The 13263-nt window shown below is 39.4% G+C and carries 12 protein-coding genes; 10 read left to right on the top strand and 2 right to left on the bottom strand.

Features of this window, described 5'->3' with window-relative positions:
* Nucleotides 1-56: 56 nt before the first annotated feature.
* Nucleotides 57-638 carry a YajG family lipoprotein gene (locus SJ312_RS10415; protein WP_036958553.1) on the bottom strand — a complete coding sequence of 194 codons (582 nt, stop codon included), beginning with the start codon at nt 636-638 and terminating at the stop codon, nt 57-59.
* A gap of 257 nt (nt 639-895) precedes the next feature.
* On the opposite strand from SJ312_RS10415, the gene bolA reads away from it, so the two are divergent.
* From bolA to SJ312_RS10370, 9 genes are all read left to right on the top strand, one after another.
* A complete protein-coding gene (gene bolA, locus SJ312_RS10410) occupies nt 896-1234 on the top strand; it encodes a transcriptional regulator BolA (RefSeq protein WP_110592392.1) in 339 nt (112 codons plus the stop codon).
* Nucleotides 1235-1587: 353 nt separating this feature from the next.
* Nucleotides 1588-2892, top strand: coding sequence for a trigger factor (tig, locus tag SJ312_RS10405; RefSeq protein WP_319867613.1), 1305 nt, complete (start codon nt 1588-1590; stop codon nt 2890-2892).
* A gap of 538 nt (nt 2893-3430) precedes the next feature.
* On the top strand, nt 3431-4051 hold the full coding sequence (clpP, locus tag SJ312_RS10400; RefSeq protein ID WP_187710541.1) for an ATP-dependent Clp endopeptidase proteolytic subunit ClpP: 621 nt from the start codon (nt 3431-3433) through the stop codon (nt 4049-4051).
* A gap of 115 nt (nt 4052-4166) precedes the next feature.
* Nucleotides 4167-5444, top strand: coding sequence for an ATP-dependent protease ATP-binding subunit ClpX (gene clpX / locus SJ312_RS10395; protein WP_094962144.1), 1278 nt, complete (start codon nt 4167-4169; stop codon nt 5442-5444).
* Between the two features lie 206 nt (nt 5445-5650).
* Nucleotides 5651-8089: an endopeptidase La gene (lon, locus tag SJ312_RS10390; RefSeq protein WP_110592391.1), complete on the top strand. Its 2439-nt coding sequence runs from the start codon at nt 5651-5653 to the stop codon at nt 8087-8089.
* A gap of 226 nt (nt 8090-8315) precedes the next feature.
* Entirely contained in the window at nt 8316-8591 is a 276-nt protein-coding gene (gene hupB, locus SJ312_RS10385) for a nucleoid-associated protein HU-beta (protein ID WP_004914513.1), read from the top strand.
* 175 nt (nt 8592-8766) lie between these two features.
* Nucleotides 8767-10638 (top strand): peptidylprolyl isomerase, encoded by a 1872-nt coding sequence (gene ppiD / locus SJ312_RS10380; RefSeq protein ID WP_319867611.1) that lies wholly within the window; start codon nt 8767-8769, stop codon nt 10636-10638.
* Nucleotides 10639-10782: 144 nt separating this feature from the next.
* Nucleotides 10783-11154: a ComEA family DNA-binding protein gene (locus SJ312_RS10375; RefSeq protein WP_096864789.1), complete on the top strand. Its 372-nt coding sequence runs from the start codon at nt 10783-10785 to the stop codon at nt 11152-11154.
* Nucleotides 11155-11330: 176 nt separating this feature from the next.
* Nucleotides 11331-11759, top strand: a complete 429-nt coding sequence (locus tag SJ312_RS10370; protein WP_319867609.1) for a thioesterase family protein — start codon at nt 11331-11333, stop codon at nt 11757-11759.
* 60 nt (nt 11760-11819) lie between these two features.
* Here SJ312_RS10370 and queC read toward each other — a convergent pair whose 3' ends face one another.
* Nucleotides 11820-12509, bottom strand: a complete 690-nt coding sequence (gene queC / locus SJ312_RS10365; protein WP_036958550.1) for a 7-cyano-7-deazaguanine synthase QueC — start codon at nt 12507-12509, stop codon at nt 11820-11822.
* Between the two features lie 277 nt (nt 12510-12786).
* Here queC and SJ312_RS10360 point away from each other — a divergent pair, with 277 nt between their 5' ends.
* A complete protein-coding gene (locus SJ312_RS10360; RefSeq protein ID WP_004905429.1) occupies nt 12787-13248 on the top strand; it encodes an Lrp/AsnC family transcriptional regulator in 462 nt (153 codons plus the stop codon).
* Nucleotides 13249-13263: the final 15 nt, after the last annotated feature.

Here is a 13263-nt window from a genome sequence, read left to right as displayed (position 1 = left end):
AAGCTCAATCAGTGAGAGCTTAGGTAGCTTAATACTTAATGATAATGATTGCTCAGTTAATAGCGTGAATTTTGTCTGATAAAATCGGTGATTTCTTGGTCTGTTGCCATATCTGCAATTAAATCAGTGAGTGCGCTATTGATAGCTGTTGCTATCTTGTCATTATTGGCTGCTAATAACTCTTGTGTATTAAAATTGCGGGTAAATGAACGTGTTTTTGTCGAACCATTTGGGGCTGTTGCAATAATACTCACACTGGAGTTTACGGTAATATTATGGCGCAAGCTGCCTTCACTGACTTTGGTATCGAGTTTATTCAATTGAACGACTAGATTCACATTTGCTGGTGATGTCACCATAAAGCCACGTGCAGCCATTTGTTTTTCGACGGCTTCTTGCATCAGATAACGAGGATCGCGTGAAGGGTTCAGTACGACTAAACTGCCATTGCGGTTGACTTCCGCTAAGGATTTATTCGTACGATTGTCTACACTGCTAACACTGATTGAAGTTGCATTCAGTGTGGGGTTTTTTGCAGGTAAAGCTATCTTAGGCTCAAGTGATAATGTATTGCTGCTGGTTGCACAGCCCGCAAGAAGAAATAACCCTAAAAGTGGAAAACACAGTTTTCTTAACATAATTTTTTCCAGTTCATCTTTCCTAATTGAAAATGTTTCGTTATGGTGCGGGTAGCCGTCGTTCAATATAAAGCTTAGTGGCTTATTTATCCTGAACTATTAGACAACAATTTTTGAAAAAATTCGCATCAATGTGCCGCTATCATAACATTGGCAAGTTATTATCGGATATTTCTATAATAAGAAGATAGCAATAATCAACACGTACAATAAAAGATAATTGCCTCTGAGCATAATTTTTAATTAAGGAGCATTTTATGGTCGCTAATGCAGCTCAAAGTATGCAATCTCTCGTGAGCAAAAAATTACAAGCTGCTTTCGAACCTACACATTTGGAGGTAATTAATGAAAGCCACCAACACAATGTGTTACCGGGCTCTGAAAGCCATTTCAAAGTTATTTTAGTGAGTGATAAATTTGAAAATAAACGAATGCTTGCCCGCCACCGCGAAATTTATGCTATTTTAGCCAGCGAATTATCGGGAGGGATCCATGCCCTTGCTTTGCATACATATACGCAACAAGAGTGGAATGAGCTTGCTGACACTGCGTTAAAATCACCTGCTTGTCGTGGTGTCGGCGGTGTTAATCGGTAATTTTTCGTTTCAGTTAATACACTGAGACTATGCTGTACTTAATCAGCTATGCTCGATGATGAGCTTGGTGAATGTTTTTTCTTCAAATTAGGTGAAAAAACAAAAAATTTAGTCAGAAAAGTCACAAATAATGAGGAAAAAACGCTTCTTTTCTCAGCTTTTCTCGACTCAGGGCGCATGCATCGGTATAATGCTGCGTCTAATTTTCAGTAAGGTTTCGGGACGCTTCTGATATCAGGGATTGACCGTTACGAAAGTAACGCCCCCCGGTTCTGGAAGGGAGACAGCCGTTATGATTTAATGGCATAACTCTGGAGTAGACCGATCACTAAGATTTATTTTGAGGTAAGAAGATGCAAGTTTCTGTTGAAACGACTCAAGGCCTTGGGCGTCGTGTAACAATCACCGTTCCTGCCACTGATATTGAAAAAGCAGTTAATAGCGAATTAGTTAGTGTTGCTAAAAAAGTACGTGTTGATGGTTTCCGTAAAGGGAAAGTACCAATGAACATCGTTAAACAGCGTTACGGCGCGTCTGTTATGCAAGACGTTCTGGGCGATGTAATGCAACGTAACTTCATCAACGCAATTATTGAACAAAAAATCAATCCAGCGGGTGCGCCTAGCTACAAACCTGAGCAACTCGAAGACGGTAAAGATTTTGTTTATTCAGTTGAATTCGAAGTTTACCCAGAAATCGAATTAACAGGTTTAGAAACGATTGAAGTTGAAAAACCAGCTGTATCTGTAAAAGATGAAGATCTGGAAAACATGTTAGAAACTCTGCGTAAGCAACAAGCGCAGTGGAAAGAAGTTGAAGCGGCAGCAGAAGCTGACTCTCGCATCACTATCAACTTTATCGGTTCTATCGATGGTGAAGAATTCGAAGGCGGAAAAGCAGAAGACTTCGCACTCGTTATGGGCGAAGGTCGTATGATCCCAGGCTTCGAAGAAGGTGTTGTTGGTCATAAAGCGGGTGAAGAATTCGATATCGAAGTTAACTTCCCAGAAGACTACCATGCTGAAAACCTGAAAGGTAAAGCGGCGAAATTTGCTATTGTTCTGAAGAAAGTAGAACAACGTGAACTGCCTGAATTCACTGAAGAATTCATCAAGCGTTTTGGTATCGCTGATGGTTCTTTAGATGGTCTGCGTGCAGAAGTACGTAAAAACATGGAGCGTGAGCTGAAAAATGCCGTGCGTAACCGTGTTAAAGCACAAGTTCTTGATGGCTTAATCAAAGCTAACGACATCGAAGTTCCAGCAGCAGTTGTTGATGGTGAAATTGATGTTCTGCGTCGTCAAGCGGCACAGCGTTTTGGTGGCGACGAAAAACAAGCGATGGAATTACCTCGTGAACTGTTTGAAGAACAAGCAAAACGTCGCGTAGTGATCGGTCTGCTGTTAGGCGAAGTGATCAACAAAAACGAACTGAAAGCTGACGAAGATCGCGTTAAAGCGCTGATCGAGGAAATGGCTTCTGCGTATGAAGATCCAGCTGAAGTTATCGAATACTACAGCAAAAATGAAGAGCTGATGAATAGCGTTCGTAACTTAGCTTTAGAAGAACAAGCTGTTGAAACTGTATTGGCTGTTGCTAAAGTGACAGAAAAAGAAACTAACTTCACTGAACTGATGAACCAAGTTCAAGCAGGTTAATTCTTTCTTGCTGTACAAAATAATGAAACCCGTGGTGTAATACTACGGGTTTTTTGTCAATTAAAGCCTTTAAATTATCACTTTAGCGAATTTAATTAGGATCCCCTTGAAAAACACATTTAAACCCTAATTATATTATCTATACTTCAAGTAGTCTAAGTGGGGCTTTAATTGCAATTTGAACTATTTTGAATAGCTTAATATTGTAGAAATAGTGATATTAACTAATCGAGTTATTTCGTCATTTTTGAAAATCAAGTATGGTTTTCTAATGGTATAATTCCGTGTAACCCAATAGACTTGTGTTAAACTCTTTTACAGAGCGTCTTGTTTACTGCAGCATACTTAGCTGCATTTTCTTCTTATTTCGCCAGTTGCTTGGTTAAATATTAGCTAAACTAGAAAATAAGAGAATTGAAAGAGCCTGCAGACACAGGAATTTTTTAAAACCGTTGTTTGTGGCATGATCTCTGCTCAAAATAGCAGGCAGACAGCAAATTAGGCGCAAGCACCGGAACGTTTTTAATAGGAGATTTCGATGTCACATTTTGGCAGTCAGGAACAATTAGCATCTCAAATGGCCCTTGTGCCTATGGTCATAGAGCAAACTTCTCGTGGTGAGCGCTCGTATGATATTTACTCACGTCTATTAAAAGAACGTATTATCTTCCTGACTGGTCAAGTGGAAGACCATATGGCGAATTTAATCGTCGCTCAGATGTTATTCCTTGAAGCAGAAAACCCTGAAAAAGATATTCATTTGTATATTAATTCACCGGGTGGCGTTATTACCGCAGGAATGTCAATTTACGATACGATGCAGTTTATCAAGCCTGATGTAAGTACTATTTGTATGGGACAAGCTTGTTCCATGGGGGCTTTTTTATTGACGGCGGGCACCAAAGGTAAACGTTTCTGCTTACCAAATTCACGCGTGATGATCCACCAACCATTAGGGGGTTATCAAGGCCAAGCGTCAGATATCGAAATTCATGCTCAAGAAATTCTTAAAGTGAAATCTCGAATGAACGAGTTAATGGCTCTACATACTGGTAAATCCATCGAAGAAATTACTCGAGACACAGAGCGTGACCGCTTCTTATCTGCAACTGAAGCAAAAGAGTATGGTTTAGTCGACCAAATTTATAGTAGCCGTTAATGGCTTAACTTTTGGTATAATTGGTTCATACCATAAACTATTTTAAAGAAAATCGTTGTTTTGTTTTCTTAACTGAATGAAAACAAAACAATATGGATAAAAGTGAGGTCAACTGATGACAGATAAACGCAAAGAGGGAACAGGAAAACTGCTTTACTGCTCTTTCTGCGGAAAAAGTCAGCATGAAGTGCGTAAGCTGATTGCCGGTCCGTCAGTCTATATTTGTGATGAATGCGTAGATTTATGTCTCGATATCATCCGTGAAGAAATAAAAGAACTTACGCCGCATCGCGAGCGTAGTGAGCTGCCTACGCCACATGAAATCCGACAGCATCTTGACGATTATGTCATCGGTCAAGAAAAAGCGAAGAAAGTTTTAGCGGTTGCGGTATATAACCATTACAAGCGCTTGCGTAATGGTGATAAAACCAGTGATGGTGTTGAATTAGGCAAAAGTAATATTTTGCTAATTGGCCCAACCGGTAGTGGTAAAACGCTTTTAGCTGAAACTTTAGCACGTTATTTGGATGTACCATTTACAATGGCTGATGCAACGACATTAACTGAAGCTGGTTATGTCGGTGAAGACGTTGAAAATATTATTCAAAAATTACTACAAAAGTGCGATTACGATGTTGAAAAAGCTCAGCGTGGTATCGTATATATTGATGAAATTGATAAAATTTCACGTAAATCAGATAACCCATCAATTACCCGTGACGTTTCTGGTGAAGGTGTGCAACAAGCCCTTCTGAAACTAATCGAGGGAACGGTTGCAGCAGTGCCGCCACAAGGGGGGCGTAAACACCCTCAGCAAGAGTTCTTGCAGGTTGATACCTCAAAAATCCTCTTTATTTGTGGTGGGGCATTTGCAGGGCTCGATAAAGTAATTGGCCAGCGTTTAAATACCCGTTCAGGTATCGGTTTTGCTGCCGAAGTGAAAGGTGAATCAGATAAAGCAACGGAAGGTGAGTTATTAACTCAGGCAGAGCCAGAAGATTTAATTAAATTTGGTTTAATTCCTGAATTTATTGGCCGTTTACCTGTTGTTGCAACATTAACTGAATTAAGTGAAGAAGCATTAATTCAGATTCTGCAAGAGCCTAAAAACGCTTTAACTAAACAATATCAAGCCTTATTTAGCCTTGAAAATACTGAACTCGAATTCCGTGAAGAAGCACTAAAAGCAATAGCTAAGAAAGCTATGGCACGTAAAACCGGAGCTCGTGGTTTACGCTCTATTGTTGAAGCTGCATTGTTAAATACGATGTATGACCTTCCTTCAATGAGTGATGTTGAAAAAGTTGTCGTTGATGAAAACGTCATTAACGAACAATCAGAACCGCTATTGATATATAGCAAACCTGATGCTCAAGCTTCTGGCGATAACTAATCCCATATAAAACGTTCAATAGTTAATCAAACGAAATGAGGGGTTTCCCTCATTTTGTTTTTTATGTTCAACTAGCCATTGAATGCTAAAATCTTGTCCCCATATAGTTTATATTCTGAGGTGTGGTTTCCTTGTTCTAAAAAGTAATTTTAAAACAAGAGATAGAAACCCTTAAACTAGCGTGAGCTAAACGAAGAGAGAGCTTTATGAATCCTGAGCGTTCCGAACGCATTGAAATACCAGTATTGCCTCTGCGTGATGTAGTGGTATACCCACATATGGTGATCCCACTGTTTGTTGGACGTGAAAAATCCATTCACAGTCTGGAAGCAGCGATGGATCATGACAAGCAGGTAATGCTGGTTGCGCAAAAAGAAGCCTCGACTGATGAGCCAGGGGTGAATGATTTATTTGCTGTCGGTACAGTCGCATCCGTTATTCAGATGCTAAAACTGCCTGATGGCACCGTTAAAGTCCTCGTTGAAGGTCTACGACGCGCACGTATTACCAGTTTGACAGATAATGGCGAATATTTCTTAGCGCAAGCAGAATATTTAGCTGCAGAGCAAAATAATGAATCTGAACACGCAGCGTATGATGAAGCGACAGCGGGTTCTCAATCATCAGACGCACTTGATGAAAAAGAAAACGAAGTGTTGTACCGCACTATCGTTAGTCAGTTCGAAAGTTATATAAAACTGAATAAAAAGATTCCACCTGAAGTATTAACCGCGTTACATGCGATTGAACAAGATCAGCTAGACAAATTGGCAGATACCATTGCCTCTCACATGCCACTAAAATTAGCGGATAAACAACGCGTTTTAGAAATGGCAAATATCGCAGAGCGTGTAGAGTTTTTGATGGCCATGATGGAGTCAGAAACTGAGCTGCTGCAAGTGGAAAAACGTATCCGCAATCGTGTTAAAAAACAGATGGAAAAAAGCCAGCGTGAGTATTATCTGAATGAGCAAATGAAAGCCATTCAGAAAGAGCTGGGTGAAATGGACGATGCGCCAGACGAATATGAATCGCTAAAACGTAAAATCGAAGAAGCGAAAATGCCAAAAGAGGCACAAGAGAAAGCAGAAGCAGAATTGCAGAAGCTGAAAATGATGTCGCCAATGTCAGCAGAAGCTACTGTTGTCCGTAGCTATATTGATTGGATGGTGCAGGTACCATGGCATAAACGTAGTAAAGTCAAAAAAGACTTAGTTAAAGCTCAAGAAGTGTTAGATACCGATCACTACGGTTTAGAGCGTGTGAAAGACCGTATTTTAGAGTATCTGGCAGTGCAAAGCCGCGTCAGTAAAATTAAAGGGCCAATCCTCTGTCTGGTTGGGCCTCCGGGCGTGGGTAAAACCTCTTTGGGGCAATCTATTGCCAAGGCTACTGGTCGTCAATACACTCGTATGGCATTAGGTGGGGTGCGTGATGAAGCTGAAATTCGCGGTCACCGTCGTACCTATATCGGTTCAATGCCAGGTAAGCTGATTCAAAAGATGGCAAAAGTAGGGGTCAAAAACCCACTATTTTTATTGGATGAAATTGATAAAATGTCATCTGATATGCGTGGTGACCCAGCCTCTGCATTATTAGAGGTGCTTGATCCAGAACAAAATATTGCCTTTAACGATCACTACTTGGAAGTGGATTACGATTTGTCTGATGTGATGTTTGTTGCAACATCCAACTCGATGAATATTCCAGCACCATTGTTAGATCGTATGGAAGTCATCCGTCTTTCTGGCTATACAGAAGATGAAAAACTGAATATTGCGAAAAAACATTTGCTGTCTAAGCAGATTGAACGTAACGCATTGAAAAAGAATGAGTTAGCTATCGATGATAGTGCTTTAATGAGCATTATTCGTTATTACACTCGTGAAGCTGGAGTTCGTGGTTTAGAGCGTGAAATCTCTAAATTGTGTCGTAAAGCGGTTAAAGCGCTGCTCATGGACAAAAAGCTTAAGCACATTGAAATCAACGCTGATAACCTGAAAGATTATCTGGGTGTTCGCCGTTTTGATTATGGCCAAGCAGACACAGAAAACCGTGTTGGGCAAGTTACAGGCCTTGCTTGGACTGAAGTTGGTGGTGACTTACTGACTATTGAAACTGCATGTGTGCCAGGCAAAGGCAAACTAACTTATACCGGTTCTTTAGGTGAAGTCATGCAGGAGTCTATCCAAACGGCATTAACGGTTGTTAGAGCTCGAGCAGAAAAACTGGGTATAAATAGTGATTTCTATGAAAAACGTGATATTCATGTTCACGTACCAGAAGGCGCTACACCAAAAGATGGCCCGAGTGCGGGTATTGCGATGTCAACCGCTTTAGTCTCTTGCTTAACGGGTAATCCAGTTAGAGCTGATGTAGCAATGACAGGTGAAATTACTTTAAGAGGTTTAGTTTTCCCGATAGGCGGCCTGAAAGAAAAATTATTGGCTGCACACCGCGGAGGGATTAAAACCGTATTAATCCCTAAAGAAAACGAACGTGATTTAGAGGAAATTCCTCAAAATGTGATCGCGGATCTCGAAATTCATCCGGTGAAAACAATTGAAGAAGTTCTTTCTTTAGCTTTAGTTAACCCTCCTTTTGGGGCAGAAGTAGTTAAAAAGAAAGCTAAAAGAGTGAGCTGAATCAAGAAGTTTGTATAAAATTAAGACTGACAGCTAATTTAGGGCTTGTCAGTCTTTTTTTTCATCGCTAATTTAACGATGATTCTGATAATTGTTTGTATGCAATCTGTTCTCTTGCCATTGGTAATCAGGATTGATATAACGGCTGCATCATTAATTAACTATACTAATAACTGCTATAGTTAATTAAGAGATTTATAGTCCAACTAATATGGGGATGATAAGAGTGAATAAAGCTCAACTGATTGATCAAATCGCTTCTGATGCGAATATTTCTAAAGCTGCAGCAGGTCGTGTTGTTGACGCGTTCGTTGCTACTGTAACAGGTTCTCTGAGTAAAGGGGATGATGTTGCTCTAGTTGGCTTTGGGACTTTCTCTGTTCGTGAGCGTGCAGCACGTACAGGCCGTAACCCTCAAACGGGTAAAGAAATTAAAATAGCTGCGGCGAAAGTTCCTGCTTTCCGTCCAGGCAAGGGTCTTAAAGACGCTGTAAATAGCTAATTAGGTATTTAAGTTTGTCTTTCTCGTAATTTTGCGAAAACTCAAACTGACGGAATGTCTTTAATCAGCTAATATATAAGCGCACCATTGAAATGGTGCGCTTTTTTTTCTTTCTGAGTTAAGATTAGCGTATTATCAGGAAATTGAATTCAACAAAGCGGAGTTAAGCCTTTTTATGATGGAAAATTTACGCACAAAGGCGAATAGTCCTTTGCTCAAAATAATACTGGCGCTGATTATCCTTTCATTCGTGTTGGGTGGCGTTATGATGGGGGGCCTCGGTGGCAACAATGCAAATAATGCAGCTGAAGTTAACGGGCAATCAATAAGCCGCGAACAGCTACAGCAGGCTTTTCAACAAGAACGCCAATCATTACAAGAGTACCTAGGGGATAAATTCTCAGAAGTCGCTAGTAATGAAGAAAGTATGAATTTACTGCGTCGTCAAGCTCTTGATAACTTGATTAACAATGAACTGATTAATCAGTATGCTAATGAATTACAGCTCTCAGCAAGTGACCAGCAAATTGAGCAATATATTTTCTCAATGCCTGTTTTCCAGACAGATGGCCGGTTTGATAGCGAAAAATATCGTGAGATCTTAAGTCGTAACAACATTAACGCGGATAGCCTTGCGGCTCAAATTCGCCAAGACCTTACACGAGCTCAGTTAGGAAAAACCTTTACTGGAACGGATTTCGCTTTACCATCAGAAGTTAAAGCATATGCTGAATTATTTATGCAAGAACGTGAAATTCGTACTGCAATCTTAGATTTAGCAGAGGTTCAAGCAAAACAAACAGCTTCTGAAGAAGAATTAAAAGCCTACTATGATGCCAACCAAAATAGCTTTATCTCACCTGAGAAAGTACAAGTAAGCTATGTTGAAATGGATGCAGCATCAATGCCGCCAGCGACAGTGTCAGCTGAAGAAGTAAAAGCGTATTATGATCAAAACCTGAAAAATTATACTCAGGCAGAGCAAAAACAGTACAGCATGATTCAGGTAGCTTCAGAAAAAGAAGCAAATGATATTCTGAATGAATTAAAACAAGGTGCGGACTTTGCAACACTGGCAACTGAAAAATCAACGGATAAATTCAGTGCAGGACAAAAAGGCTTGATTGGTTGGATGGAAGCGGCATCAACGCCAAGCGAAATTGTGGACGCAAAATTAACAGAAAAAGGGCAACTTTCGGCACCTGTTAAATCACAAAATAGTTATGTTATCTTTCGCTTAGATGATATTAAACCTGAATCTATTAAACCGTTTGAGCAAGTTGAAGAAAGTATTAAAACTAGCTTACTTCAAGATAAAAACATTAAACAATTCTATGACTTGCAGCAGAAGGTTAGTGAGGCTGCCACGAGTGATATGGAATCATTAGTTTCGGTTGAATCTGTATCTGGTTTGAAAGCTGTGACAACGGATTGGTTTGATAGAACAAATCCGCCTGCCGCACTTAATTTCCCTAAAGTGGTCAGTGAAGTATTTAGCGACCGTTTAGTGGATAAAAATGGTTCTAAAGGGATCAACTCAGATGTTATTAACGTTGAAGGGGACCGTGCATTTGTTGTGCGTGTAACAGAGTACAAACCTGAAAGCGTTGAACCTTTTGATAAGGTTAAGTCCGAAATTGAAACTCTGGTTAAGCGCCAAAAAGCGGATGCAGAGTTGAAAGCTACGAGTGATAAACTTCTTGCTGAGTTAAATGCGGGTAAAGGAACTGAAGCTCTAAATGCGGCGGGTGTTAAATTTTCCGATACTCAAACTGTTTCTCGTTTAATGCCACAAACAGCGCTTATTAATGCAACGATGGAAATGCCGCAACCTGCTGATGGTAAACCAAGTTATGCACTTGCGCGTGATGAGTCCGATAACTATGTGCTTATTCAACTAGATAAAGTTACGCTAGGCCAACCGACGGATGATGAGTTAAAGCAACTGACTCGTGAATACCAAGGTGCTATGAGTTCTGCGGTCAATGAAGCTCTGATGCTTAACTTACGTGAGAATGCAAAAATTGAAGTGCTGAATATTGAGTAATTGCGAGCAGCTTCGCAAGTAAAATTGTAACTTCATGAATAGAAGGCCACCTTTGGGTGGCCTTTCGTATTTTCAGTATTATTGAAAAGTGTTCCGTATTTTTCTATGGCATCGTTGTGTCTCAACATACACAGGAGAACAAATATGTTATGGAATTCAGTCAATAAATGCAGATTAGGTATTGTTCTGCTCCTTTCTTTATTATGCTCACTCTCTTCTTTTTCTTTGGCTAAGAAAATTGAGCCAGAAAAAGCCACTGCGGCTGTCATTCAAGAAAAACAAGTAAGTAATAACTCACCATCAACGAGCCATGGCCCGTCTGACAAAGTGAATATCAACTTAGCGGGTGAAGAAGAACTTGCAGAAAAACTTACTGGTATAGGTAGGCAAAAAGCGAAAGCAATCGTTGAATATAGGCAAAAATATGGTGCTTTTAATTCCATTGAAAATATTTTAGAAGTTCAGGGGATAGGTCCTGCATTTTTAGAAAAGAATAAAGATAAGTTAACTTTGTAACTAAAATCCCCCATACAGAGTATGGGGGTAATATATTAAAGGTTAATAATTAAGCAGAAAACTAAACTTTTTATAAATAATTTGCGAGCTAAGTCTTATTATTGATAATCATTCAGCACATTTTCCGTGCATTTGTTATTTTTATGTTATTAAAAAATAAACTGGTCGGAGTAGTTATGACAAGACACATTAAAGTTCATGGTTATCATATAGATATTTTTCAACATGTTAATAATGCACGTTACTTAGAATTCTACGAAGCGGACCGCTGGGAATGGATGAATAAGCGTAATTTCATTAGTTGGGCGATAAAAAACAATTTAACAATGGCTGCGGTGAATATTAATGTAAATTATATCCAAGGCGTCTTGCTTGGTGATGAGCTGACAGTAGTGACTCGAATGGATAAAATCGGCACTAAAAGCGCAGTCTGTTATCAACAAATAATTCGCAATAAAGCAGGGGCTCAAGAGGTAGTTTCTGATGCTTATGTGACATTTGTATTTATCGATAACATAGAGAATAAAGCGATTGTTATTGATGAACAATTGCGTGAGAAACTAGAGTCATTCAAAGTAGGTTCTGAAGACTTTATTCAAAATTAGCCTACCTAGCTTGAATCGTTATGAATAAGCTAATGGCAGGCTATGTGTTTGACTAATTAATTATAACTTTTGCTTTAGTGAGAGCATGATAGCTTCTTTATCACTTAAATATTCATTTAAGCCCTTGCTCCTTAAATGGCAGGCAGCACATTCACCGCAACCATCACCTTGAATACCATTATAACAAGTCAGTGTTTGCTGCCTGATCGTTTCAAGGTGACCATAGCTGTCGGCAAGTGCCCAGGTTTGGGCTTTATTCAGCCACATTAACGGGGTTTCAAAGCGAATATTTTTGGCAAGACCGAGGTCTACAGCATGGTTGAGAGCTTTGACAAACTCATCTCGGCAGTCCGGGTAACCTGAAAAGTCGGTTTCACAAACCCCCGTTATCACTGCTTCTGCCTGTACTTGGTAAGCATAAATTGCAGCTAATGTGAGGAATAAAATGTTACGCCCTGGAACAAAAGTACTAGGTAACGCACTTGACTCACTTTCAGCGAAATCAGGGACTGGTATGTTGTCTCGGGTTAAGCTGCTGATTGCCAATTCATTGAGTAATGTGACATCTAACACTTTATGTGCTGCAGCACCTAAAGATACGCTTAATTTCTGTGCGACTTCGATTTCAAAACGGTGGCGCTGGCCGTAATCAAAAGTAACACAGTGAACTTCATCATAGTTTTGCAAAGCTTGAATAAGACAGGTTGTTGAGTCTTGGCCCCCGCTAAAAACCACAACTGCGCGTTTCATAGGTACTCCTTGGTGATATATCATTTTCAATATGTAATAAGAAGAGAGCGAAACATGTTAGCGATACTAGGATGCAATTAATAGTTCTATTTTTATCAAGCGAGTTTGATTGAGGTACTATTTATATGTCAATTTGGTTATTTGTGTAAAAATATTCTATAATCGTGGTGTTTGGTGACATTTTTATTGTTTTTTAATTATTCAATTTTGCATAATATGTTTATGCAGCTAATAAAATAACGACAAAAGTACTTACACCTAGATCAAGAGAGCATTCATGTTAGATAAAATAGACAAAAAACTGCTTTGTTTATTGCAAAATGACAGTAGCCTATCCTTAAATACCCTTGCTGAAGCTGTTAATTTAACATCTACTCCGTGCTGGAAAAGATTAAAAAGGCTTGAAGATGAAGGCTATATTCGAGGGCGAGTGACCTTACTCGATGGTGAGAAGCTAGGTTTAGGTTTAACGGTAATTGTGACAATTAAAACACAGCATCATAATAGTGAGTGGTATGAGCAATTTGTTTCTTTTGTTAGTCAACTTCCTGAGGTGCTAATGTTTTATCGCATGGCTGGTGAGTATGATTATCTTATGCAAGTCGAAGTGCATGATATGAAATCATATGATTTGTTTTATAAAAAGCTAGTCAATGGTGTCCATGGTCTAATAGATGTAACCTCAAGCTTTGCAATGGAAAAAATCAAATATACGACAGTATTGCCTATCCCTGACTAACCTTGTAATAGCTTA

The organism is Providencia sp. CIM-Carb-044, assembly GCF_033901115.1.
GTDB classification, from domain to species: Bacteria; Pseudomonadota; Gammaproteobacteria; order Enterobacterales; family Enterobacteriaceae; genus Providencia; species Providencia hangzhouensis.
Note: the sequence above shows the minus strand (reverse complement) of the source record. Positions and strands in the feature narration are given on the sequence as shown.

Excerpts from the sequence above, each read along its gene's own strand:
- SJ312_RS10415 (WP_036958553.1), bottom strand. The coding sequence starts at position 638 with ATGTTAAGAAAACTGTGTTTTCCACTTTTAGGGTTATTTCTTCTTGCG.
- bolA (WP_110592392.1), top strand. The coding sequence starts at position 896 with ATGGTCGCTAATGCAGCTCAAAGTATGCAATCTCTCGTGAGCAAAAAA.
- tig (WP_319867613.1), top strand. The coding sequence starts at position 1,588 with ATGCAAGTTTCTGTTGAAACGACTCAAGGCCTTGGGCGTCGTGTAACA.
- clpP (WP_187710541.1), top strand. The coding sequence starts at position 3,431 with ATGTCACATTTTGGCAGTCAGGAACAATTAGCATCTCAAATGGCCCTT.
- clpX (WP_094962144.1), top strand. The coding sequence starts at position 4,167 with ATGACAGATAAACGCAAAGAGGGAACAGGAAAACTGCTTTACTGCTCT.
- lon (WP_110592391.1), top strand. The coding sequence starts at position 5,651 with ATGAATCCTGAGCGTTCCGAACGCATTGAAATACCAGTATTGCCTCTG.
- ppiD (WP_319867611.1), top strand. The coding sequence starts at position 8,767 with ATGATGGAAAATTTACGCACAAAGGCGAATAGTCCTTTGCTCAAAATA.
- SJ312_RS10375 (WP_096864789.1), top strand. The coding sequence starts at position 10,783 with ATGTTATGGAATTCAGTCAATAAATGCAGATTAGGTATTGTTCTGCTC.
- SJ312_RS10370 (WP_319867609.1), top strand. The coding sequence starts at position 11,331 with ATGACAAGACACATTAAAGTTCATGGTTATCATATAGATATTTTTCAA.
- queC (WP_036958550.1), bottom strand. The coding sequence starts at position 12,509 with ATGAAACGCGCAGTTGTGGTTTTTAGCGGGGGCCAAGACTCAACAACC.
- SJ312_RS10360 (WP_004905429.1), top strand. The coding sequence starts at position 12,787 with ATGTTAGATAAAATAGACAAAAAACTGCTTTGTTTATTGCAAAATGAC.